Source organism: Coprobacter fastidiosus (assembly GCF_982245605.1).
Genome location: NZ_CEVCIF010000053.1, coordinates 1 through 24,400, shown reverse-complemented (window position 1 = coordinate 24,400; position 24,400 = coordinate 1). Strand labels below are relative to the sequence as shown.

Here is a 24,400-nt window from a genome sequence, read left to right as displayed (position 1 = left end):
TTAGATAGGAAGGGGAGACGAGAAAAGATCGTCTCCCCTTTTTTTTGTCCCCCCCCTCTTTCTCCCCTTTGTATCATCCTCTCCCGGAGATCAAGGAGTAGATATTCTTGTCTTCTTGAAAAAGATGATTTTTGGGAAAGTTCATGTTATTATGTTTTTTTAAGAGTATATATTGCAGCATTCTTTTTTATATATTCATCTATTAATATGTAATTTTAGATGCTCTATAGGGCTTTCTTAGTATCTTATTAAATTTGTTCAAAGCTTATTTATAAGTTGCATTTAAGTTTTTTAGTATGCTTATTTCTGGTGCAGTTTTTTTTAATTGATAGAGTTTACTATAAAGAGAAGAAGTCTGAATGTTGATATTTGGACTTCTTTATTTTTTTAGGGTTGAATAATATCCTTTCTTTTTTCTGTGAAAAGTTTTGTTTTTCAGATAAAAACCGTACCTTTGCGAGCCGATTATTATCAAAGTTTGAGAAAATTTTAGTAGATAGCTTCCGCTTCAGTGTCCGAAGAGGGGTTAGCTATGTGCATTTTAAGTAATTAATAAATAAAAATTTTAAGCAGTGGATACTTTAAGTTATAAGACCATTTCTGCAAACAAAGCAACTGTACAAAAAGAATGGGTTGTAGTAGATGCAACCGATCAGGTGTTGGGACGTTTGTCGGCTAAGGTTGCCAAATTATTGAGAGGCAAATATAAACCGAGCTATACTCCGCACGTAGATTGTGGTGACAATGTAATTATTATCAATGCGGATAAAGTTATTTTGACCGGAAATAAATGGACAGATCGTGTGTATTTGAATTTTACAGGCTATCCTGGTGGTCAGAAAAAAACTTCGCCTGCTGAATTGATTAAGAAAGGCGAAGCGAAATTATTTAATAGAGTAGTAAAAGGTATGTTGCCTAAGAATAAATTGGGAGCTCAATTGTTGAGAAACCTATATGTATATGCAGGATCGGAACATCCGCACGCAGCACAACAACCTAAAACAATTGATATAAATTCTCTTAAATAAGCAGTATGGAAGTAGTTAATGCAATAGGAAGACGAAAAGCTGCAGTTGCACGTGTATTCGTAAGCGAAGGAACAGGTGTTATCACTATCAATAAAAGAGATCTTGCCGTATATTTCCCTTCAAGTATTCTTCAGTATGTTGTAAAACAACCGTTGAACAAACTGGGTGTAGCTGAAAAATATGATATTAAAGTAAATTTGGACGGCGGAGGTTTCAAGGGACAAGCAGAAGCGTTGCGTTTGGCAATTGCCCGTGCATTGGTAAAAATTAATCCTGAAGATAAACCGGCGTTGAAAGCCGAAGGATTTATGACTCGTGATCCTCGTTCTGTTGAACGTAAGAAACCGGGACAACCGAAAGCGAGAAAGAGATTCCAGTTCAGCAAACGTTAATATTTTTGCTTATTTTCTCGCGGCAAGTATTCAGCGTTTAGTATCCAAATTGCCGGGACTCTGTCTTAGAGGTTTACTCGATGGAAGATTACCCTGCAATTGAATTAGTAGAATGTAAACGAACTAAAAAAAGAAAAAATGTCTATTACAAATTTTGACCAATTATTAGAAGCCGGTGTTCACTTCGGACACTTGAAAAGAAAATGGAACCCGGCAATGGCTCCTTATATTTTTATGGAGCGCAATGGTATCCATATCATTGACCTTTATAAAACAGTTGCTAAAGTCGATGAAGCTGCTGCTGCACTGAAACAGATTGCGAAATCAGGTAAAAAGGTGCTTTTTGTAGCGACTAAAAAACAAGCTAAACAAGTAGTCGCTGATAAAGCTGCTGCTGTAAATATGCCTTACGTTATTGAACGTTGGCCTGGTGGTATGTTGACTAACTTCCCTACGATTCGTAAGGCTGTTAAGAAAATGACTACTATCGATAAAATGACTAAAGACGGGACTTTCGACAATTTGTCGAAACGTGAAAAATTGCAAGTGACTCGTCAGCGTGCTAAACTTGAAAAGACGTTGGGCAGTATTGCTGATTTGACCCGTCTTCCTTCGGCTCTTTTTGTTGTCGATGTAATGAAAGAGCATATTGCTGTGCGTGAAGCGAATCGTTTGGGTATTCCGGTATTTGCTATGGTAGATACGAATTCTGACCCTTCGAATGTCGATTTTGTTATTCCGGCAAACGATGATGCTACAAAATCTATCGAGGTTATTCTCGGTGCAGTATGTGGCGCTATTGCTGAAGGTCTTGAAGAAAGAAAAGCTGAAAAAGTAGATGTTGAAGCTGCAGAAGGCGAAGCTCCTAAAAAAGAGAGAAAAACTCGCGCTGTGAAAAAAGAAAGAACTAAAAAGGAGGATGACGAAGCATTGAATGCTAACGTTGCCGAAAAGTTCATGAAAGACGTTGAAGAATAATAAATATTTAACATTCAGTCTATAACAGAGAGTGAGTTTCGTTTTGTATCGAGACTTACTCTTTGTGTATTAAATTTAATAATCAATTAAAAGGAGAAAAATATATGGCAGTTACAATGGCAGATATTACCAAGCTTCGTAAAATGACAGGAGCAGGTATGATGGATTGCAAAAATGCATTAAATGAAGCTAACGGAGATTTTGACGGAGCAATGGAAATTATCCGTAAAAGAGGTCAGGCTATTGCCGCTAAACGTGAAGATCGTGAAGCTTCGGAAGGTTGTGTATTGGCTGCAACAAAAGGAGATTTCGCTGCGATCGTCGCTCTGAAATGTGAGACAGACTTCGTTGCTCAAAATAAAGATTTCGTTGCTTTGACTCAATCGATTTTGGATGCTGCATTGGAGAATAAACCTGCAGATCTTGAAGCTCTGAAAGCTTTGACTATAGATGGGCGTTCTATTGCAGACTTGATCGTTGACCGTAGTGGTGTTACCGGAGAAAAAATGGAACTCGGTTTCTATGAGTTTGTACAAGCTCCTTCTACAATATTTTATATTCACCCGGGAAATAAATTGGCTACTATCGTAGGGTTCAATCTTCCTGAAGTTGAATATCAAGTAGCTCGTGATGTGGCTATGCAAGTTGCGGCAATGAATCCTATTTCGGTGAGCCGTGATGAAGTTCCTGCTGATGTTGTTGCAAAGGAATTGGAAATCGCAAAGGATAAAGCTCGTCAAGAAGGCAAGAAAGAAGAAATGCTCGATAAGATTGCTCAAGGACGTATTAATAAATTCTTCCAAGAATCGACATTGCTCGAGCAAGCTTTTGTAAAAGAGCCGAAAGAATCTATTCAGCAGTATCTTAAATCTCATAATAAGGATTTGACTGTTACGGCATTTAAACGTATCACATTGAATGCTGAATAATTTTTGAGGTGTTAATCGATATAGAGAAGCGTGTTTCTGTTCTGGGAACACGCTTTTTTCGTATATTTGGTTTGCAACAATATTTTTCGGTTTATAGCGTTTTAACAATGTATATTTAATTGAAATTACGATGCAGAATATTTATGATGCCCGTCAGAAAGTAAAAATAGTGTTCCTTTTGGTTTCTATGTTACTGGTGGGTATTTTTTTGTATATATCGAATCAGTTGGTTGCAGATCTTTCTGTGGAGGAGCGTAATAAGATGGAGATTTGGGCGGAAGCGACACGAGAGGTGGCAAGTAATGATACCGACATGGATATGGGTTTGATTTTGAAGATTATTCAAAGCAATACCTCTATCCCTGTGATCGTTGCCGACGAACAGGATAGTATTCGTCAGATCTTGAACTTGAAGATTCCTGAAAAATCTCCGGATGTTTATTTGAGAAAAAAGCTCGAAGAGTTTAAATCGGGATCTAATAAAATAGAAATTTATATCGATGAGCATACTCGTCAATATTTATATTATGATGATTCTATTTTACTTAAGCGTCTTTCTTATTTCCCTTATATTCAATTGGCGGTTATGCTGCTTTTTATATTAATTGCTTATTTAGCTTTAATGAGCAGTAAGAAAGCTGAACAAAATAAAGTATGGGTGGGACTGTCGAAGGAAACCGCTCATCAATTAGGTACTCCTATTTCGTCTTTATTGGCATGGCTTGATCTGTTAGAGCTGAACGGTGTAGATAAGGATTTGTTAAACGATATGGGTAAAGACGTAAAGCGTTTGTCTGTTATTGCCGAACGATTTTCGAAAATAGGATCGAAGCCGGAGATGAAGTTTATGTATATAAATGAGGTACTGGTAAATGCTACGGATTATATGCGTCGTCGAATTTCAAATAAAGTACAGTTGACGACACATTTACCGGAGGAATCTATCGGCGGAATGTACTGTCTGCCTCTATTGGAGTGGGTTATTGAAAATTTGTGTAAGAATGCAATTGATGCGATGGATGGAGAAGGGGGTATTGATGTTTCGTTACAGGCAGATAAAGATAAATGCTATATCGATGTAAGAGATACGGGAAAAGGTATTCCTCGCAAACGATTCAAAACGGTATTCAATCCCGGATATACGACTAAAAAGAGGGGTTGGGGATTGGGATTGACTTTGGTAAAACGGATAATCGAAGAATATCATGAAGGACGTATATATGTTAAGGAGTCCGAGCCGGGAAAGGGAACTACTTTCAGGATAGAGCTGAAGCGTTCTTGAGAGTACTCGGGATATAAAATTTCCCTGATTAAAATATGTTTATTGTGTTGATTTTTGCAAAGATGCAATAAAAACAGGTGAAAATTTGACGGGTAAAGATTATTTTTTATACCTTTGCAGGGTTTTAACGTCTGTAATCATTGGGAAAGTTCAATTTATATAAGATACCGTTAAAAAGTCTGCCTGAAGGAACTCAAAATTATGAGTACCATTTGGATGATCAATTCTTTAAGAATATCGATGGTCCGGAAGTGCAGAGAGGATCAGTGGATGTAGCTCTGTCGGTAAAAAGGACAGGGGGAACATTCGAATTAAAATTTGCGATTAACGGGATTATTTTAATTCCTTGTGATCGATGTCTTGACAATATGGATTTTGAGGTTGCTACGAATGAACATTTGTATGTGAAGTTCGGAAGTGAATATAGTGAGGAGAATGATGACGTGGTTATCGTTCCCGAAGCCGAAGGCGAAATCAATATTGCATGGTTTTTGTATGAGTTTATAGCATTGACTATTCCGTTGAAGCATGTGCATCCGGCAGGGAAGTGTAATAAGACTATGAGTATGAAATTGAAAAAACATTCTGCTCGCTCTGCTGATGATGGAGATGAAGATGATAACGGGATTTTTGATGACGAATCTGATGCGGACGATATGACAAATGAAGAAACAGACCCGAGATGGGACGAGTTGAAGAAATTAATAGATAATAATTAAAAGTAATAAGAAAATGGCACATCCTAAAAGAAAACAATCGAAGACAAGAACAGCTAAAAGAAGAACTCACGATAAGGCTGTAGCTCCTACATTGGCAGTATGTCCTAACTGCGGTGCATGGCATATTTATCATACAGTATGCGGTGAATGCGGTTACTATCGCGGTAAATTAGCTATCGAAAAAGAAGCTGCTGTTTAAATTGCCAGACGGCAATCGGCGAGCTTATAAGATCTGGCCCTAAATAGGAAGGTTTAGGGCATTTTTTTAATTTGCCTATTTACTGACTATGGATATAAAAAATGCAATAATTACAGGTGTAGCCTCTTATGTTCCGGACTATATCCTTACAAATGAAGAGTTATCTTCTATGGTGGACACCAATGACGAGTGGATTACCACCCGGGTAGGGATTAAGGAGCGTCGTATCTTGAAAGGCGAGGGACTCGGTTCTTCAGAATTGGGATATCGGGCTGTAAATGAATTATTGAAAAAGACGTCGGTTCATCCCGACGACGTAGAATTAGTAATATGCGCCACTTCTAATCCGGATTATCGTTTCCCTTCTACGGCATCGATTATTGCGGAAAAGTCTGGTTTAAAGCATTGTTTTTCGTATGATATACAGGCTGCGTGTGCCGGTTTTTTGGTAGCATTACAGGCTGGGGCGGCATATATTAAAAGCGGGTTGTATAAAAAGGTGATTGTTTTATCGGCAGAGAAGATGTCTTCTATGACGAATTATACAGATCGCTCTACTTGTCCTTTGTTCGGAGATGCTGCAGCGGCGGTAATGCTCGAACCTTCAGATGAAGCTTTAGGTGTTATTGATGCGGAATTGCATACCGATGGAATCGGTTTGCCGCATTTGATTATGAAAGCGGGCGGTTCTGCTTATCCTGCTACGCATGAGTCGATCGATAATCAAGAACATTATGTGTATCAAGAAGGACGTGCAGTATATAAGCATGCGGTATCGGATATGTTAGAGGTCTCTCAGAGTATTATGCGCAAAAACGATTTAGATCTTAATACGATAGACTGGTTTGTTCCGCATCAGGCAAATGCCCGGATTATCGAAGCTATTGCAGACCGGATGGGGATTGCCCGAGAAAAGGTGATGATGAATATTGAGAAATATGGAAATACAAGTGCAGCTTCTATACCTTTGTGTCTCTCTGAATGGGAAAGTAAGCTTAAAAAAGGAGATAACCTTGTATTGACAGCATTCGGAGCCGGATTTACTTGGGGAGCAGTTTACCTGAAATGGGCTTACGATACGAAATAATATATTCATTTTTACAATTAATAAGATACGCCGAGTAACGCTCATTCTGTTGTGCGCAGCTTAGCGTATTTTTATGTTTGGCATTTCCCTCCTAAGGCAATGTTTATTAGAGGCCTGTTTAGACGGCTTCTTAAAACCTGTTGAGAACCGTTTTATTTTACCTTAAGTAAGATGTTAAACAGATTCTAAGGAATGTTGAGTCGATTTAACCCAACATTCTTATTCCAGGGTTGTTAGGGATGAAAAACGAGGGATAGATGAGATTCTGTTGATCGTTTTTATTATATTTGTTCAAGAAACTTTAGAAATCAGAATTATGCATAAGGCCGGTTTTGTGAATATAGTGGGAAATCCTAATGTCGGGAAGTCTACATTGATGAATTCTTTGGTAGGGGAGCGAATTTCTATCATTACTTCTAAGGCCCAGACAACTCGCCATCGTATTATGGGTATTGTGAATACCGATGATATGCAAATTGTTTATTCGGACACTCCTGGAGTGTTGTCTCCGAACTACAAGTTGCAGGAGTCTATGTTGAATTTTTCCCAATCGGCTTTGGTAGATGCGGATATATTGCTGTATGTGACAGATGTAGTGGAGATGCCGACAAAGAATCAGGGTTTTCTGGATCGTGTGGCTTCTCAGTCTGTGCCAGTCTTGCTGTTGATCAATAAGGTCGATTTGTTGAAAGATCAGAAAGATCTGGAGCGTTTGGTAGAAGAATGGCACTCTTTGTTGCCGAATGCTGAGATAATACCGGTTTCTGCCCAATATAAATTTAATCTTGATTATTTACTGAAACGGATTCAGGAACTTTTGCCTCCTTCTCCTCCGTTTTTTGAGAAAGATTCTTTGACGGACAAACCTGCCCGTTTTTTTGTTACGGAGATAATCCGAGAAAAAATATTGCAGATTTATGATAAAGAGATCCCTTATGCCGTGGAGGTTGCCGTAGAGCAATTTAAGGAAGATGAAGGACATATTCATATTATGGCGATAATTTATGTCGAGAGAGATTCTCAAAAAGGTATCGTTATAGGAAAGGGAGGCAGTGCATTGAAAAAGGTCGGAACTTTGGCAAGAAAAGATATTGAGGCTTTTTTTGAAAAGAAAGTATATCTCGAATTGTACGTAAAGGTGGAGAAAGACTGGCGTAATAAAGAAAATAAATTGAAGAGTTTCGGGTATCAACTCGATTGATACGAATCTCGGACCATCCCGACGGGAAGTCGGTTAATCTAATAAAAAAATGGAGGAATTATGGGAAATATAGTGGCTATAGTCGGACGTCCTAATGTGGGGAAATCGACTCTGTTCAATCGTCTGACAAAGTCGAGAAAAGCAATTGTAAATGAAGTTGCCGGAACGACACGAGACCGACAGTACGGTAAGGTTGAATGGTGTGGGCAAGAATTTTCTATTATAGATACCGGCGGTTGGGTTGTAAATTCGGATGATATTTTTGAGGAAGAGATCAATAAGCAGGTAGCTATTGCAATAGAGGAAGCCGATGTTATTCTGTTTGTCGTAGATGCCATGCACGGAGGAACGGATTTGGATGATCATGTTGCGTCTATTTTACGGAAGACGAAAAAACCGGTAATTCTGGTTGCCAATAAAGTAGACAGCAATGAATGGCAATATGCTGCTGCAGAATTTTATTCTTTCGGATTGGGAGACCCGTATACATTGTCGGCTATCAACGGCTCTGGGACTGGTGATTTGCTTGATGATATTGTTGCTCGTTTCCCGAAAAAGGAGGAAGAAACGGTGGAGGACGATATTCCGCGTTTTGCCGTTGTGGGACGCCCTAATGCCGGAAAGTCTTCTATCATAAATGCTTTTATCGGAGAAGATCGTTATATTGTAACGGATATAGCCGGTACTACACGAGACTCGGTTTTTACTCGTTATAATAAATTCGGGTTTGATTTTTATCTGGTAGATACGGCCGGAATCCGGAAGAAAGGGAAAGTGACCGAAGATATAGAATATTATTCTGTCATACGTTCTATTCGAGCTATAGAAAGTGCCGATGTTTGCATTTTGATGATTGATGCGACACGGGGGATAGAAAGTCAGGATTTGAATATTTTTTCCCTTATTCAGAAAAATAAAAAGGGGTTGGTCGTTTGTGTAAATAAGTGGGATTTGGTAGAAGACAAATCCAATAAGGCGATAAAAGAGTTCGAGTCGGCTATTCGTGAGCGTTTTGCTCCTTTTGTTGATTTCCCGATCGTGTATGCTTCGGCTCTTACCAAGCAGAGAATATTTAAAGTTTTGGAATCTGCGGCTGAAGTTTATCAGAATCGTATGATGCGGATTCCGACAGCAAAACTCAATGAAGAAATGTTGTCTGTTATAGAGAATTATCCGCCTCCTGCGCATAAGGGGAAATATGTAAAAATAAAATATGTGACACAGTTGAAAGATACGGTTGTCCCTACTTTTATTTTTTTCTGTAATTTGCCGCAGTGGGTTAAAGAGCCTTATAAAAGATTTCTCGAAAATAAGATTCGTAGTAAATGGAATTTTAGAGGAACACCGATAAATATATTTATGCGGGAAAAATAGATATAAATAGAATGGTAACGAGAGGATAGTGGAAGCTTTTCTCTCGTTTTTGTAGTGTTTTTTTCTTATTCTGTCAGATGGTGGAATAAAATTTTCTACATTTGTCAGACCTTAAATAATTGAAGTTCATATTTGTTTTACTTAATATATATAAATACCATGTTATTAGCGATTGTTACTATCTTTATTATCGGCTATTTGGCGATAGCTCTCGAACATCCTTTGCGAATAGATAAAGCTGCTGTTGCTCTTTTATTAGGAATGTTGTTATGGGTTTTGTATGCTTTCGGAGCAGAGTCTATAGTTCCGGTGGCGGATGCCGAAGAGTTAAGTCATTATCTGGCTTCTTCGACGACTCTTCAATCTTTGCCTTTAGCGCAGCAATGTCTTAATTTTATTGTCAATGTTAAGGTTATCGAGCATTTAGGGGACATATCCGAGATTTTATTTTTCTTGATCGGGGCTATGACAATTGTCGAACTGATCGATGTTCACGGCGGTTTTTCTATCATTACTAACCGTATTACGACCCGTAAGAAGCGAAAACTACTATGGATTCTCGGATTCATAACATTTTTTATGTCAGCCGTTCTTGATAATCTGACTACGGCGATTGTTATGGTTATGTTGTTGAGAAAGTTGGTCAGTGATCAGCGGGAGCGCTGGCTTTATGCCAGTATGATCGTTATTGCGGCGAATAGTGGCGGAGCGTGGTCTCCGATAGGTGATATTACGACTATTATGTTATGGGTCAAAGGAAATGTGACGACATCGGCATTGGTCAAGTTTGTTTTGCTGCCCAGTATGGTTTCTTTGATCGTACCTTTAATATTTGCTTCTCGCATGTTAGGAGGAACATTAGCTCCGGTTGATACAACGGTCAAAACTCATAGCGATTTTGTCTCTTTCGGAGAGAAACGGTTAATATTGATATTAGGTATTCTCGGGCTGATTTTTGTTCCGTTGTTTAAAGCCGTGACTTCATTACCTCCTTTTATCGGAATTTTGTTCTCTTTAAGTGTTTTGTGGATTTTTACCGAGATAATGTATAATCGTAAAATGATAGACGAAGCACATCAATGTCGTGTCCCGAAAGTCCTGAAACGAATAGATATACCGACAATTCTCTTTTTTCTGGGTATTTTGATGGCTGTTGCCGTATTGCAAGCGACCGGAATATTGACAAGTACGGCTCAATGGCTTGATATAAATGTCCATAATGTTTATGTGATTAATATATTGCTGGGTGCATTGTCTTCTATTGTAGATAATGTTCCGTTAGTTGCTGCTTCTATCGGAATGTACCCGATCGTAGATCCGACAATTCTCTCTTCTGTATCTGATCCCGCATATATGGGATATTTTGTGCAAGACGGTATTTTTTGGGAGTTTCTTTCTTATTGTGTCGGAGTAGGAGGCAGTATGCTGATTATCGGTTCGGCTGCCGGAGTCGTCGTGATGGGGCTGGAACGCATTAATTTCGTGTGGTATTTGAGGCATATTTCTCTTTTGGCATTATGCGGTTATTTGGCAGGGGCATTTACATATATGGCCGAGGTTATTTTGTTTAAAGGCGGTTTATGATATTGCCACAGCAAATGTTTTGATTAGTTCCTGGAAGAATTTCCGGGAACTTTTTTATGGGATAAAATTTTCTGAAAAATGCTTATCATCAGGGTGTCTGTTTTTCTCGTATTAATTTGTCTATATATAAATTGTAATTCGAATTAGTGTTTTCGGACATTTAAGCGTTTTAATAATATAGATGTTTTTGTAGGAAATTTCAGTTCCCGAGTAGGGGATAAGATATTTTGATGCGTCTTATAATAAAAAGATAGAGATAATACCATATTTATGAAACACTATTTTTATTCGGTCATACCGGTTGTCGTTTTTTTATTAGGAATAACTTCTTGCTCTATTCAGAATAAGGATATTTCGGATTATACTCAATATGTCAATCCTTTTATAGGAACCGGAGATCACGGGCATACGTTTCCGGGAGCTATTGTTCCGCACGGGATGATCCAACCCAGTCCCGATACTCGTATTTATCAATGGGATGCCTGTTCAGGTTATCATTATTCCGACAGTACGATCAATGGTTTTTCCCACACTCATTTGAGTGGTACCGGATGTGGCGATTATGGAGATGTTCTTTTGATGCCGACGGTGGGTGAACAACAATATGAACAAGAGCCGTTGGACAGTCAGCGCAAGGCTTATGCTTCGGGTTTCTCTCACGAGAATGAGACGGCAGTTCCGGGATATTATTCTGTATTTCTCGACCGTTATGGAGTGAAAGCCGAACTTACGGCTACTAAACGTGCTGCAATTCATCGATATACTTTCCCCGAAAGTGAGAAGGCCGGATTTATATTGGATTTTGATTATAGTTTGCAGCGTCAGAAAAATGAAGAAATGCAGATTGAGGTAATCAGCGATACAGAAATAAGAGGACGTAAAAAAACGGTTTATTGGGCTTTTGACCAGTATATCAATTTTTATGCTGAATTTTCAAAACCTTTTACGTATGAGCTGGTGACGGATTCGGTAATGATACCGGGTACTGATAATAAAATACCTCAATCAAAAGTATTGTTGCACTTTGCGACATCTGAAGGAGAGAAGGTGCTTGTTAAGGTTGGTATTTCGGGTGTCGATATGGCAGGTGCTAGGAGAAACGTCGAAGTGGAGTTGCCGGATTGGGATTTTGAAATGGTCAGGAAAGAGGCTTCTTCGGATTGGCAAAGATACCTTTCTAGAATAGATATTTCGACCAAAGACGAGGATCAAAAAAGGATATTCTATACGGCATTATATCATACGGCTGTTGCTCCGAATCTGTTTACCGATGTTGACGGTCGTTATTTGGGTATGGACTTACGAATACACCAGACCTCTGCCGATCGTCCGGTTTATACCGTATTTTCTTTATGGGATACTTTTCGGGCACTGCATCCTTTAATGACGATAATAGATCCGGGGTTGAACAACCAGTTTATCCGTTCGTTAATTCGTAAGCATGAAGAGGGCGGAATTTTTCCGATGTGGGATTTAGCTTCTAATTATACCGGAACAATGATCGGATACCATGCTGTTCCTGTAATTGTGGATGCTTATATGAAAGGTCAGCGCGACTTCGATGTCGAAACAGCCTATCAGGCATGTTTAAGGACTGCACAATATGATACGGCCGGGATTCATTGCCCGCCTCTTGTTTTGCCGCATCTGATGCCTAAATCTAAATATTATAAGAATACTTTAGGGTATATCCCGTGTGATTTTGAAAACGAATCGGTGGCAAAGGCTTTGGAATATGCTTATAACGATTGGTGTATTTCGCAATTTGCTAATGAGATGAATGATACGTTGAACCATGTTCGGTATGGTCTTTTAGGTAAAGCTTATGAAAAGTATTTCGATAAGAGCACACGATTTATGAGAGGTGTGGACTCCAAAGGCAAATGGCGTACACCGTTTAATCCTCGTTCTTCAAATCATCGGAATGATGATTATTGCGAAGGTACGGCATGGCAGTGGACATGGTTTGTTCCTCATGATATAGAGGGGTTGGTCGCTTTGATGGGAGGAAAAGAAGCTTTCTCCGAGAAGCTGGATTCTTTGTTTACCGTTAGTTCTAAATTAGAGGGAGAATCAGTTTCTTCCGATATATCGGGTCTAATAGGTCAGTATGCACATGGAAATGAACCGAGTCATCATATTCTGCACATGTATAATTATATCGACCAGCCGTGGAAAACTCAGGCATTGGTAGATAGTGTGTTGCATAGTCAATATTTTAATGCTCCTGCCGGAATTTCCGGAAATGAAGATTGCGGACAGATGTCGGCGTGGTATATCTTGAATAGTATGGGATTTTATCAAGTTTGTCCGGGTAAACCGGTCTATTCGATAGGCCGTCCTTTATTCGATGAGACGACGATAAATCTTTCGGATGGGAAAACGTTTACGATACGGACTAATAATAATTCTTCCGAGAATAAATATATTCAGGCTGCAAGATTGGACGGAAATCCTTTGACAGAGCCGTTCTTTAGCCATGAAGACATTGTTGCAGGCGGTATTTTAGAGTTTGATATGGGGAGTACTCCTTCAAAATGGGGTGTAAACGGTAATAGATAAAAGCGATAATATATATTTATGAAGAGAAAAATAGGAATAGCCGGATTATTAATATTATTAACAACGGTCTCTTTACAAGCACGGGAGTTTGTAGATTATGTCAATCCGTTGATGGGTACTGAGTCGACTTTTGAATTCTCACATGGAAATACCTATCCGGCAGTGGCAGTGCCTTGGGGTGTAAATTTTTGGACTCCGCAAACCGGAGAGAACCGTAGCGGTTGGATATATGCTTATACCGATGAGGAGATCAGAGGATTCCGTCAGACGCACCAGCCCAGCCCGTGGATAAATGATTACGGAACATTTTCGGTAATGCCTGTTTCAGGAGACTTGAAAGTTTCTTATAAAGATAGGGCCGCCCGTTTCTCTCATAAAAACGAGATTGCTCGTCCCGATTATTATAAAGTCCAATTTGATAACGGAACTGTGACCGAACTGTCAGCTTCCCGTACCGGGGCTGTTTTGGATATAGCCTTTACTCCGGGAAAAGGACAGTATTTTATTGTAGATGCTTATCATGGAGGTTGTCGTTTGGCTATCGACAAGCAAAAACGTAGGGTAACGGGTTATACTAAAAATAATTGTGGAGGAGTTCCTTCTAATTTTGCCAATTACTTTGTGTTGGAGTTCAGCCATCCTATAAAGGATCAGGGGATACAAATTAATGATGACTTGTTTCCGGGAAAGTTTGTCGGTGAGCATGATCGGGTTTGTGCTTATCTTCAGTTCGATGTCCCTGAAGGTGAAAAGCTGACTGTCCGAGTGGCTTCTTCGTTTATAGGAGAAGAACAAGCGTGGCTGAATTTTGACAGGGAGGTGAGAAATAAAACGGTCGCTGATTTAAAGATCGAATCTGCAAAACTGTGGAACAGTATGATGGGGCGTATCGTGGCCGAAGGGGGTAATGAAGAACAGATGAGAACTTTTTATTCTTGCTTGTATAGGGTTCTTTTATTTCCCCGGGAATTTTATGAATTCGATAAGTCTGGAAAACCGGTATATTATAGTCCCTATGATGGAAAAATTCATTCCGGATATATGTACACGGATAATGGTTTCTGGGATACATTCCGTGCTGTGCATCCTTTGTTTACGTTAGTCTATCCGGAAGTTTCGGAGCGTATTATGCAGGCTTTAGTCAACAGTTATGAAGAAAGCGGATTTTTGCCGGAATGGGCGAGCCCGGGACATCGGGGCTGTATGATCGGAAATAATTCTCTGTCGCTTATCACGGATGCGTGGATGAAGGGAATACGCAATTTTGATGCGAAAAAGGCTTTAGAGGCTATGGTCCACCAGACTCAGGCACAAGGACGGGAGGCCTCTGTCGGACGAAATGGATTTGAAGAGTATGACAAGCTCGGGTATGTACCGTATCCCGATTATGTCGAAGCTACTGCCAAGACATTGGAATATGCCTATAGCGACTGGTGTTTGAGCCGTTTTGCCGCGTCTATAGGAAATGTATCGATAGCCGAAGCGTATGAGAAAAAGTCTCAGAATTATAAGAATTTGTTTGATCCTTCATGCGGTTTTATGCGTGCGAAAAATAAAGACGGGGAATGGATCGAGCCTTTTCGAGCTATAGAGTGGGGAGGTCCTTTTACCGAAGGTTCGTCATGGCATTATACGTGGAGTGTTATGCATGATATTCAGGGGCTTGCTCAATTGATGGGCGGTCATGAACAGATGGGAGCGAAGCTGGATTCGATGTTTAATGCTCCTGCAGATTATAATGTGGGAACGTATGGTTTTGTAATTCACGAGATAGCCGAAATGGTTGCATTGGATATGGGACAGTATGCTCATGGTAACCAGCCGGTACAGCATGCCATTTACTTATATAATTATATCGGTCAGCCGTGGAAAGCTCAATACCATGTACGGGAAGTATTGAACCGATTATATAATTCAGGCCCGAAAGGTTATTGCGGAGATGAAGATAACGGCCAGACTTCAGCATGGTATGTTTGCAGTGCGATGGGCTTTTATCCGGTATGTCCGGGGCAACCCGAATATGTTTTAGGAGCTCCTCTTTTTCAAAAGGTAACGTTGAATTTGCCGAATAACAAAGTGTTTGTGATCGATGCTCGTAATAATAACGATAAGAATTTATATATCGATTCTGCAAAATTGAACGGTAAAAAGTTTACTCGGAACTATTTAACGCATGACGAAATCTCTTCAGGTGGAGAATTGTCCTTGAAGATGAATGCTAAACCGAATATGAAGCGAGGGGTTCGACCGGAAGATTTTCCTTATTCTTATTCGGTATATAAACCGTAATAAATTATTGATTCGGCATTGTCATAATTCCGAATTTTAAAACTTGAAATATAATGTCTGATAACAAATCTATCAATCCGATCTGTTGGGTGCCGACAGTCTATTTTGCAATGGGACTTCCATTTGTCGCTTTGTCGATGGTGTCTGTACTTATGTTTTCGGATATGGGTGTGTCTAATGCCCAAATTGCTTTCTGGACGTCTTTGATTATGCTCCCTTGGACATTGAAACCTTTGTGGAGTCCTTTTCTGGAGATGTTTAAAACAAAAAAATATTTTGTCGTTGCTACCCAAATGGTGACGGGGGTGGCTTTCGGCTTGGTCGCACTGTCATTGCCGCTACCTGATTTTTTCTGTTATGCAATAGCATTTATGGGTGTGATCGCTTTTAGCGGTGCAACGCATGATATTGCCGGAGACGGAGTATATCTTACCGAGCTGAATGCTACGATGCAGGCTAAGTATATAGGTTGGCAAGGGGCTTTTTATAATCTGGCGAAAATCTTGACAAATGGAGGTCTTGTGTATTTGGCCGGTTCATTAAAGGACAGTATCGGCATAGTACATGCCTGGATGGTGATTATGGGCATTTGTGCAGCTATAATGGTTGTCTTGTCTTTATATCATGTCCGAATGTTACCTTCCGGGGGTGCGGCGTCAGGCGATGTTCGAACGGTAAAAGATGCTATGCATATGTTGTGGGAAGTGATCCGTACCTTTTTTCAGAAGAAGTATATAGTCTGGTATATTTGTTTCATTATTTTATATCGTTTTGCCGAAGGTTATGCTATGAAAATCGTTCCTCTTTTTCTTAAAGCCGGAATCGATCAGGGAGGATTAGGTCTTCCTGTTCAGGAAATAGGTATTATCTATGGAACTTTCGGAGCTGCAGCTTTCGTGTTGGGATCTATTCTGGCAGGATATTATATTTCTGCTTTGGGCTTGAGAAAGACATTGTTTTCTCTTTGTTGCGTATTTAATATCCCGTTTGTCGTGTATCTGTTGTTGGCAATATATCAGCCTTCTAATGTATGGGTTATCGGTTCTGCTATCGTGTTTGAATATTTCGGGTACGGTTTCGGTTTTGTCGGTCTGACCTTATTTATGATGCAGCAGGTTGCTCCAGGAAAACATCAAATGGCACATTACGCTTTTGCTTCCGGAATTATGAATCTCGGTGTAATGATTCCGGGAATGATGAGCGGATATTTAAGTGACTGGTTAGGATACCGGAATTTTTTTATTTGGGTACTCGTCGCTACAATCCCGGCTTTTCTGGTGACTTGGTTCGTCCCGTTTACCTATAATAACGATAAGAAGGAGACGACAGCCTGAATAGATGAATGAATTTTGGAAAAATAAATTAACAATAAAAATTTTAGATAGAGATGGAAAAAAAATTTAATATGCCGTGGGAAGATCGTCCCGAAGGGTGTACCGATGTTATGTGGCGTTACTCTAAAAATCCGGTTATAGGACGTTATCAGATTCCTTCCTCGAACAGTATTTTCAATAGTGCCGTCGTTCCCTTTGGAGACGGTTTTGCCGGAGTGTTCCGTTGCGATAATAAAGCGGTGCAAATGAATATTTTTGCCGGTTTCAGCAAAGATGGCATTCACTGGGATATTAATCATGAACCTATTCGGTTTAAGGCCGGAAATACGAATATGATCGAGTCGGAATATAAGTATGATCCGCGTGTTACATGGATCGAAGACCGTTATTGGATTACCTGGTGTAATGGTTATCACGGGCCTACGATCGGAATTGCGTATACGTTCGACTTTAAAGAATTTTTTCAATGTGAGAATGCCTTTTTGCCATTTAACCGTAATGGAGTATTGTTCCCTCAAAAGATTAATGGTAAATATGCCATGTTGAGCCGTCCGAGCGATAATGGACATACACCGTTCGGGGATATATATATGAGTTATAGTCCGGATATGAAATATTGGGGAGAACATCGTTGCGTCATGAAAGTCACTCCATTCCCCGAGAGTGCATGGCAATGTACGAAAATCGGTGCAGGATCAGTTCCTTTCCTCACTGATGAGGGTTGGTTGATGTTTTATCACGGCGTAATCACGACATGCAACGGTTTTCGCTATTCTATGGGAGCGGTTATTCTTGACAAGGAAAACCCTGAAAAAGTATTGTATCGTACACGGGATTATCTTCTTGCTCCGGCTGTTTCTTATGAATTGCAGGGAGACGTTCCTAATGTCGTGTTCCCATGTGCAGCTTTGCAGGACGGAGAACGGGTTGCCGTGTATTATGGTGCTGCAGATACAGTTGTCGCTATGGCTTTCGGTTACATTTCGGAAATTGTCGAGTTTACAAAAAAGCATTCATATCTTTAAATAATAGAGAGTATGTGTAAGACATCACGATATACCTTCCCTATGAAAAAATGTTTTTGTGTAGTATGTGTAGTGTTGATGCTCCTGAGCGCGTCGTGGTTACGGGCTCAGGAGCCTATTGATTTCGTTAATCCGTTTATCGGAACGACGAATTTCGGAACGACCAATCCCGGGGCAGTTTGTCCGAACGGGTTGATGTCGGTCGTTCCTTTTAATGTAATGGGCTCGGAGACGAATAAGTATGATAAAGATGCCCGTTGGTGGTCAACACCTTATGAATATTACAACAAATTTTTTACGGGATTTTCACATGTGAACCTTAGTGGCGTAGGGTGTCCCGAATTAGGAAGTCTTTTGCTGATGCCTACCTGCGGAGAGTTGAATGTCGACTATAAAGAGTATGGCAGTGCTTATCGTGATGAGGCTGCCTCTCCGGGTTATTATACCAATATCTTGACAAAATACAATATCAAGACAGAAGTTTCGGCAACTCCTCGTACCTCTATTGCCCGCTTTACTTTCCCGGCAGGAAAAAGCCATATTTTGATGAATTTGGGAGAAGGGCTTACCAATGAAAGCGGAGCGACTCTCAGGCGTGTAAATGACCGGGAAATAGAAGGCTCTAAGTTATTGGGAACATTTTGTTATAATCCTCAAGCGGTATTCCCTATTTACTTTGTTATGCGGGTCAGTAAAAGTCCGGCACAGATCGGTTATTGGAAAAAACAACGTCCGATGGCCGGAGTAGAAGCCGAATGGGATAAGGATAACGGAAAGTACAAATTATACACACATTATGGAAAAGAGATGTCGGGAGATGATGTCGGAGCATTTTTTACATTTGACACACAAGCCGGAGAACAGATAGAGGTTCAGATAGGAGTATCGTTCGTAAGTATTGCTAATGCTCGGGAGAATCTGGACAAAGAACAGTCGGGTTTTAACTTTGAGAAGGTAAAAGCCGATGCCCGGAAGCAATGGAACGAAGAACTTTCTAAAATAGAGGTAGAGGGTGGCACTTATGATGATAAAGTCGTTTTTTATACGGCATTATATCATATTTTGATCCATCCTAATATTTTGCAAGATGTCAACGGGCAATATCCGGTAATGGAGAGCGACCGGATAGAAACGGCAAAGGGCGATCGTTATACGGTGTTTTCGTTATGGGACACTTATCGGAATGTCCACCAGTTTCTTTCTCTTGTATATCCTGAGAAACAAATGGCAATGGTCAATACGATGATAGACATGTATAAAGAACACGGCTGGTTACCGAAATGGGAACTTTATGGACGGGAGACATTGACGATGGAAGGAGATCCTTCTATTCCTGTGATAACAGATACCTGGTTGCGGGGATTGAGGGATTTCGATATAGATACGGCTTATGAGGCAATGATAAAGTCTGCTACTACACCAGGAAAAGATAATCTGATGCGTCCGGATAATGACGATTATTTGGGAAAAGGATATGTGCCGTTGAGAGAACAGTATGATAATTCCGTGTCTCATGCTTTGGAGTATTATATTGCTGATTTTGCCCTTTCTCAGCTTGCTGAGGCTCTTGGGAAGAAAGATGATGCCCGGTTGTTCTATGAGCGTTCTTTAGGGTATAAAAATTATTATTGTAAGGAATTCGGTACATTGCGCCCTATTCTTCCGGATGGAAGTTTTTATTCTCCGTTTAATCCGCGTCAAGGAGAGAATTTCGAACCTAATCCCGGTTTTCATGAAGGTAGTGCTTGGAATTATACATTTTATGTTCCGCATGATATATCCGGATTGACGAAGCTTATGGGGGGTAAAAAAACTTTTATCGATAAACTTCAGAGTGTTTTTGATGAAGGATTATATGATCCGGCTAATGAACCTGACATTGCTTACCCGTATTTGTTCAGCCAATTTAAAGGAGAAGAATGGCGGACACAAAAAGAAGTGAACCGTTTGCTGAAAAAGTATTTTAAAAATCAGCCGGACGGTATTCCGGGAAATGACGATACCGGAACTATGTCTGCTTGGGCGGTTTTCAGTATGATGGGTTTTTATCCCGATTGTCCCGGCTTGCCTCGTTACACGCTGACTTCTCCGTTATTCGATCGGATAACGATTCATCTCGATCCTAAATATTATAAACAGAAAGAGATTATTATAGAAACGGAAAGGCCTTCTTCTGCTGCTATTTTTATAGATCGGGTAGATCAGAACGATAAAAAAATCAAAGGTTATTTCATTACCCATGACGAGTTGACTCAAAATGGGCCTATTAAATTTATTTTGAAAAAGTAAAAGCTGTTTTTTATTTCTACAATTGGTAAATGTTGATGTCTAAATAATCGTACGATTATTTAGGCTGTAGTATCCTTAAATTGCGTAATAATAAAAATCTCCATAATTTGATTGGGAAAAGGCATACATTATGCTTATAGTGTGGAAATATTCAAAAATATGGTGTCCGAGAATGAATTGAATGATATTCTATTGCTGAATCTATTAAAAGCCGATGATGAAAAAGCTTTCAAATATATATTTGATCGTTATTTCTCGCCATTGTGCCGCTTTATGTATCTATATGTAAAGAATCAGCAGGAAGTAGAAGAAATGGCTCTGGATATATTTACGTATGTTTGGGAGAACCGGGCTACTTTAGAGATCAAATTGACATTTAAAGCTTATTTGTTTCAGGCTGCACGAAACAAATGCCTGAATAATATTCGGGATCGTAAGAATACTTGTTCCATAGAAGAAAGCGGATATGATGCTTGTTTAGAAGACTCGAGTGTTGAGGTCAATGAATTGAATCGTATCATTGAAGAGGCGATTTTGAGTTTGCCGGAGAAGTGTGGAGAAGTTTTTCGAAAAAGTCGGGAGGAACATTTGCCTAATCAGGAAATTGCCAAAGAAATGCAGATTTCGGTAAAAACGGTTGAGGCACAAATAACCAAGGCTTTGAAGATGATAAGGAAATACCTTGGTGAAACATATTCTTATATATGGTAAAAAATTGAAGTTTCGATAAGGGTTTGAGCTATCTGATGTGTCATTCTAATAAGACGGCATTTATACAAAGAATATTAAATGCGTAAATGGTATAAGGATTTAAGAATGAAAGTAGATATAATTCCTTGGTATTTAATTATTAAACATCTGAAGAGGGAAACTTCGGATGAGGAAGAAAAGTTGTTCTCGATTTGGTTAGAAGAGGATAAGAATCGAGAGATATTCGGTTCGTTGCAGAAAATGTGGCAAGAAATTGTGGCAGAAGTTTCAGCCTGTAATCCTGATACGCAATATTATTGGGTAAAAATGAAGGAACGGATGCAGCAAAATACTGAAAGTTCTAAACGTTTTTCTTTCCGTTCTCATTGGCGAGCATTTGCTGTCGCAGCATCGATCTTGCTTGTTTTGACATTTTCGACAACACTTTTTTTATGGAAAGTCAATACTGTAGATAAACCTTGTTTAGCACAGACATATTCGACCATAAGCGGAAAATCAAAAGTTATTCTTCCGGACGGAACGGAGGTGTGGCTGCATAACAATACTACATTATCTTATAATAACGATTTCGGAGAGAAAGAACGTCGGGTATCATTAGATGGGGAGGCATTTTTCTCTGTAACGAAAAATGCTGATAAACCTTTTATTGTAAATGCCGATAAATTAAATGTTCAGGTCTATGGGACACGGTTTAATGTAGAATGTTTTTCCGGAAAAGAAAATATATTGGTCAGTTTATTGGAAGGATCGGTTGCCTTATATGCCGATGAAGACCGGAAAACATTCTTAAAACCTGACCAGACGGGAATTTACAATAAAAGGCTTTCGTCTTTGAGTGTCGAGAAAGACGATGTCGCTTATACGGCATCTTGGGCGACCGAAACGGTGAGATTCGAAGGGGAGTCTCTTGCTCAGGTTTGCAAATATTTGTCGAGATGGTATAATGTAGAAATAGAGATAGATCCGCAAGTTAGTGACAATTATGCCTATACGTTTACCGTACGTGAAGAACCTTTGGAAGAAATACTGCGTTTGATTTCGAGAACGAATCCTGTTTCATATTCTTTTGATGGGGAAAGGAAGATATTTATTTATCCGGTAGAAGAGAATTATTGTCATTGAACAGTTATTTGAATTGGTCGAGTGTCATATCACGATGTAGTTAACCTTATATTGCTTTATTTTTCGGATGTTGTCGGAAAGGTGATTTGTCGGTTTTTTAATTTGATATAAAAATATAATTAGGTTTAATATGATTTGGTGAGATTTCAGTCGGGGTTGTCTTAAATCTAAAAGTTCCCATATATTTTTATTATATTATTAGTTTATCTCGGTTGGGAGCAGAGATCATAAATCAAACGCTTATGAGAACACAAACTCTTTTGAAAGTGAAGCTGGTAAGTTTTTGCTTGCTTGCTTTAAATTTTACTTCTTGGGCTTCAGAGCCTGTAGTTATTGAAGTGCAGACTGCAGGAAGTTTATCATCTCTTATAGAGGAAAGCCAGAAAAATCAGATCACCGATCTTACTATTACCGGAAATTTGAACGGGACGGATATTCGTTTCATTCGTGAAATGGCTGGACGAGATTCTGACGGAAATGAAACTGAGGGAACGTTGAAGACATTAAATCTGTCAGGTGCGGCAATCGTTTCAGGGGGAGATTATTACTATAAACAATATTTTGAATACAAGACTTCGGATAACGAAATAGGAGAAAATATGTTTATTGATTGCACTCTTTCTTCTATTGTAATGCCGGATAATACTACTGTGATCGGTTCAGGGGCTTTTCATGGCTGTACAAGTTTGCTTTCAGCCCCAATACCTGAAAATGTGACAAATATAAAGTCAAGTGCTTTTGAAGGGTGTTCTCAATTAGAGTCAGTTGTTTTTTCTCAGAATATTACGGAGCTGGGTAGTCTGTCGTTTAAGGGATGTAAGGCTCTTAAGACATTTGCTTTTCCTAAAGTGACATCTCTTGCAGATGAAATTCTTAGCGGTTGCGATGCTCTTGTGTCGGTAACGATACCGGAAACTGTGACAGCCGTAGGCTCTTTGGTCTTTGCCGGATGCATAAAATTGGCAGAGATACATGTTGCCACATCTTTGCCTCCTGATATTGGATGGAGTTGGCAACCTTTTCAAAATGTCGATAAGAATACTTGTAAATTATTTATTCCGGCCGGATCTCTCGGCTCTTATAATTCTGCAAAAGAGTGGGGCGATTTTACCAATAAAATAGAAGAAGCCGGAGAAGTAGAGCCAAAGATTGTGGAAGTTGCAGAAGCCGGAACATTATCGACTTTTATTTCTGTGGACGAAAAAAATGTGATAAAAGACTTGACGGTGATCGGAAATTTGAACGGGACGGATATTCGTTTCATTCGTGAAATGGCCGGCCGGACTTATGATAATAAGGAGTGTGCCGGTAGTTTGGAGATTTTGGATTTGTCGCAAGCTAATATCGTAGAGGGCGGTGAACCGTATTTTTATATGTATAGTGATTTTTATACCAAAAATGATGAGTTTTCGACATATTTTTTCAAAGGTTGTAAACTGAAAACGGTAGTATTTCCTCTAAGTTTGAAAGTTGTTGGAAATGCGGCATTCTCTGAATGTTACAATTTATCCGGAAAAATTGTTATTCCGGAAGGTGTTACTACCGTAGGGGTTTCTTCTTTTGAAGCGACAGCGATAGAATCGGTCGAACTACCATCTTCGTTGGTTACTGTTACAGATGGGGCTATGGCTATAGATGCGATTGGAGCCCATGCTTTTGAGAATTGTCGTTCTTTAAGAGAAATAAATATTCCTGAAAGTATAACGACAATACAGACTTCTGTGTTTAGTGGCTGTTCCAGCCTTACTACGATAACACTACCTAAGGGAATTACTGGGGTACGCGGGAGCGCTTTTCAAGACTGTACTGGATTAAAAGAAATACGGGTTCATGCTTCTGTACCGCCTAAAGCCGATTATCAGGCTTTTTATAAAGTAGATACGAAAGCGTGTAAACTTGTAGTTCCGGCAGGTGCGCGAGAAGCCTACAAAGAGGCTGATGAATGGAAAGAGTTTGATATTCAAGAAGATGCTACTTTGAGTATCCGGGAGAATGAAAAAAATAATGATAGTGTAAAAGTATATGCTGTTCAGAATGGAGTTGTTATAGAATCGTCAGTATCGATCCCGGTAAATGTTTACTCAATTTCTGGAAATCTTCTATATGAAGGATTTTCTGATGATAAATCGTATATTGAATTGATGCAAGGCCTGTATATTGTAAAGGCTGGAGATGTAACTACTAAGGTCGTGATAAAATAAAGTATCTCGTTTTTGTAAATAAAAGAGTCCGGCCGATATTGACATGAACCCCAAAAGTTGGATGGTTTAACATTATTAAGAGGCTCTCTTAGAT

The 24,400-nt window shown here is 39.5% G+C and carries 19 protein-coding genes; all 19 read left to right on the top strand.

Going from position 1 to position 24,400, the window contains the following annotated elements:
• Nucleotides 1-572 precede the first annotated feature (572 nt).
• The 19 genes from rplM to AC0UMU_RS11930 all read left to right on the top strand — a co-directional run bounded on the left by rplM (nucleotide 573) and on the right by AC0UMU_RS11930 (nucleotide 24,306).
• A complete protein-coding gene (gene rplM, locus AC0UMU_RS12020; RefSeq protein ID WP_009319225.1) occupies nucleotides 573-1,028 on the top strand; it encodes a 50S ribosomal protein L13 in 456 nt (151 codons plus the stop codon).
• Nucleotides 1,029-1,033: 5 nt separating this feature from the next.
• A complete protein-coding gene (gene rpsI, locus AC0UMU_RS12015) occupies nucleotides 1,034-1,420 on the top strand; it encodes a 30S ribosomal protein S9 (RefSeq protein WP_009319224.1) in 387 nt (128 codons plus the stop codon).
• 138 nt (nucleotides 1,421-1,558) lie between these two features.
• Nucleotides 1,559-2,398, top strand: a complete 840-nt coding sequence (gene rpsB, locus AC0UMU_RS12010; RefSeq protein ID WP_022389892.1) for a 30S ribosomal protein S2 — start codon at nucleotides 1,559-1,561, stop codon at nucleotides 2,396-2,398.
• A 104-nt stretch (nucleotides 2,399-2,502) separates the two neighbouring features.
• A complete protein-coding gene (gene tsf / locus AC0UMU_RS12005; protein ID WP_009319222.1) occupies nucleotides 2,503-3,327 on the top strand; it encodes a translation elongation factor Ts in 825 nt (274 codons plus the stop codon).
• A gap of 130 nt (nucleotides 3,328-3,457) precedes the next feature.
• Complete coding sequence (locus AC0UMU_RS12000) at nucleotides 3,458-4,609, top strand: sensor histidine kinase (protein ID WP_278716532.1); 1,152 nt, start codon at nucleotides 3,458-3,460, stop codon at nucleotides 4,607-4,609.
• 140 nt (nucleotides 4,610-4,749) lie between these two features.
• Nucleotides 4,750-5,328 (top strand): YceD family protein, encoded by a 579-nt coding sequence (locus AC0UMU_RS11995; protein WP_009319220.1) that lies wholly within the window; start codon nucleotides 4,750-4,752, stop codon nucleotides 5,326-5,328.
• 13 nt (nucleotides 5,329-5,341) lie between these two features.
• Nucleotides 5,342-5,527: a 50S ribosomal protein L32 gene (rpmF, locus tag AC0UMU_RS11990; RefSeq protein WP_009319219.1), complete on the top strand. Its 186-nt coding sequence runs from the start codon at nucleotides 5,342-5,344 to the stop codon at nucleotides 5,525-5,527.
• An 88-nt stretch (nucleotides 5,528-5,615) separates the two neighbouring features.
• A complete protein-coding gene (locus AC0UMU_RS11985) occupies nucleotides 5,616-6,614 on the top strand; it encodes a beta-ketoacyl-ACP synthase III (RefSeq protein ID WP_009319218.1) in 999 nt (332 codons plus the stop codon).
• A gap of 316 nt (nucleotides 6,615-6,930) precedes the next feature.
• Nucleotides 6,931-7,815: a GTPase Era gene (gene era, locus AC0UMU_RS11980; protein WP_009319217.1), complete on the top strand. Its 885-nt coding sequence runs from the start codon at nucleotides 6,931-6,933 to the stop codon at nucleotides 7,813-7,815.
• 60 nt (nucleotides 7,816-7,875) lie between these two features.
• Nucleotides 7,876-9,189 (top strand): ribosome biogenesis GTPase Der, encoded by a 1,314-nt coding sequence (der, locus tag AC0UMU_RS11975; protein ID WP_009319216.1) that lies wholly within the window; start codon nucleotides 7,876-7,878, stop codon nucleotides 9,187-9,189.
• A gap of 159 nt (nucleotides 9,190-9,348) precedes the next feature.
• Nucleotides 9,349-10,773 (top strand): sodium:proton antiporter NhaD, encoded by a 1,425-nt coding sequence (gene nhaD, locus AC0UMU_RS11970; RefSeq protein ID WP_022389896.1) that lies wholly within the window; start codon nucleotides 9,349-9,351, stop codon nucleotides 10,771-10,773.
• Between the two features lie 270 nt (nucleotides 10,774-11,043).
• Nucleotides 11,044-13,335: a GH92 family glycosyl hydrolase gene (locus AC0UMU_RS11965; protein ID WP_472300844.1), complete on the top strand. Its 2,292-nt coding sequence runs from the start codon at nucleotides 11,044-11,046 to the stop codon at nucleotides 13,333-13,335.
• An 18-nt stretch (nucleotides 13,336-13,353) separates the two neighbouring features.
• On the top strand, nucleotides 13,354-15,624 hold the full coding sequence (locus AC0UMU_RS11960) for a GH92 family glycosyl hydrolase (protein WP_288641742.1): 2,271 nt from the start codon (nucleotides 13,354-13,356) through the stop codon (nucleotides 15,622-15,624).
• Between the two features lie 53 nt (nucleotides 15,625-15,677).
• Entirely contained in the window at nucleotides 15,678-16,958 is a 1,281-nt protein-coding gene (locus AC0UMU_RS11955) for an MFS transporter (protein WP_122304145.1), read from the top strand.
• Nucleotides 16,959-17,011: 53 nt separating this feature from the next.
• On the top strand, nucleotides 17,012-17,983 hold the full coding sequence (locus AC0UMU_RS11950) for a glycoside hydrolase family 130 protein (protein WP_122304144.1): 972 nt from the start codon (nucleotides 17,012-17,014) through the stop codon (nucleotides 17,981-17,983).
• Nucleotides 17,984-18,061: 78 nt separating this feature from the next.
• A complete protein-coding gene (locus AC0UMU_RS11945; protein ID WP_472300848.1) occupies nucleotides 18,062-20,272 on the top strand; it encodes a GH92 family glycosyl hydrolase in 2,211 nt (736 codons plus the stop codon).
• 159 nt (nucleotides 20,273-20,431) lie between these two features.
• A complete protein-coding gene (locus AC0UMU_RS11940) occupies nucleotides 20,432-20,983 on the top strand; it encodes an RNA polymerase sigma-70 factor (protein WP_288641988.1) in 552 nt (183 codons plus the stop codon).
• A 105-nt stretch (nucleotides 20,984-21,088) separates the two neighbouring features.
• Nucleotides 21,089-22,105, top strand: coding sequence for a FecR family protein (locus tag AC0UMU_RS11935; RefSeq protein WP_288641986.1), 1,017 nt, complete (start codon nucleotides 21,089-21,091; stop codon nucleotides 22,103-22,105).
• A gap of 242 nt (nucleotides 22,106-22,347) precedes the next feature.
• Nucleotides 22,348-24,306 (top strand): leucine-rich repeat domain-containing protein, encoded by a 1,959-nt coding sequence (locus AC0UMU_RS11930; protein WP_288641983.1) that lies wholly within the window; start codon nucleotides 22,348-22,350, stop codon nucleotides 24,304-24,306.
• The last annotated feature ends 94 nt before the right edge of the window (nucleotides 24,307-24,400 follow it).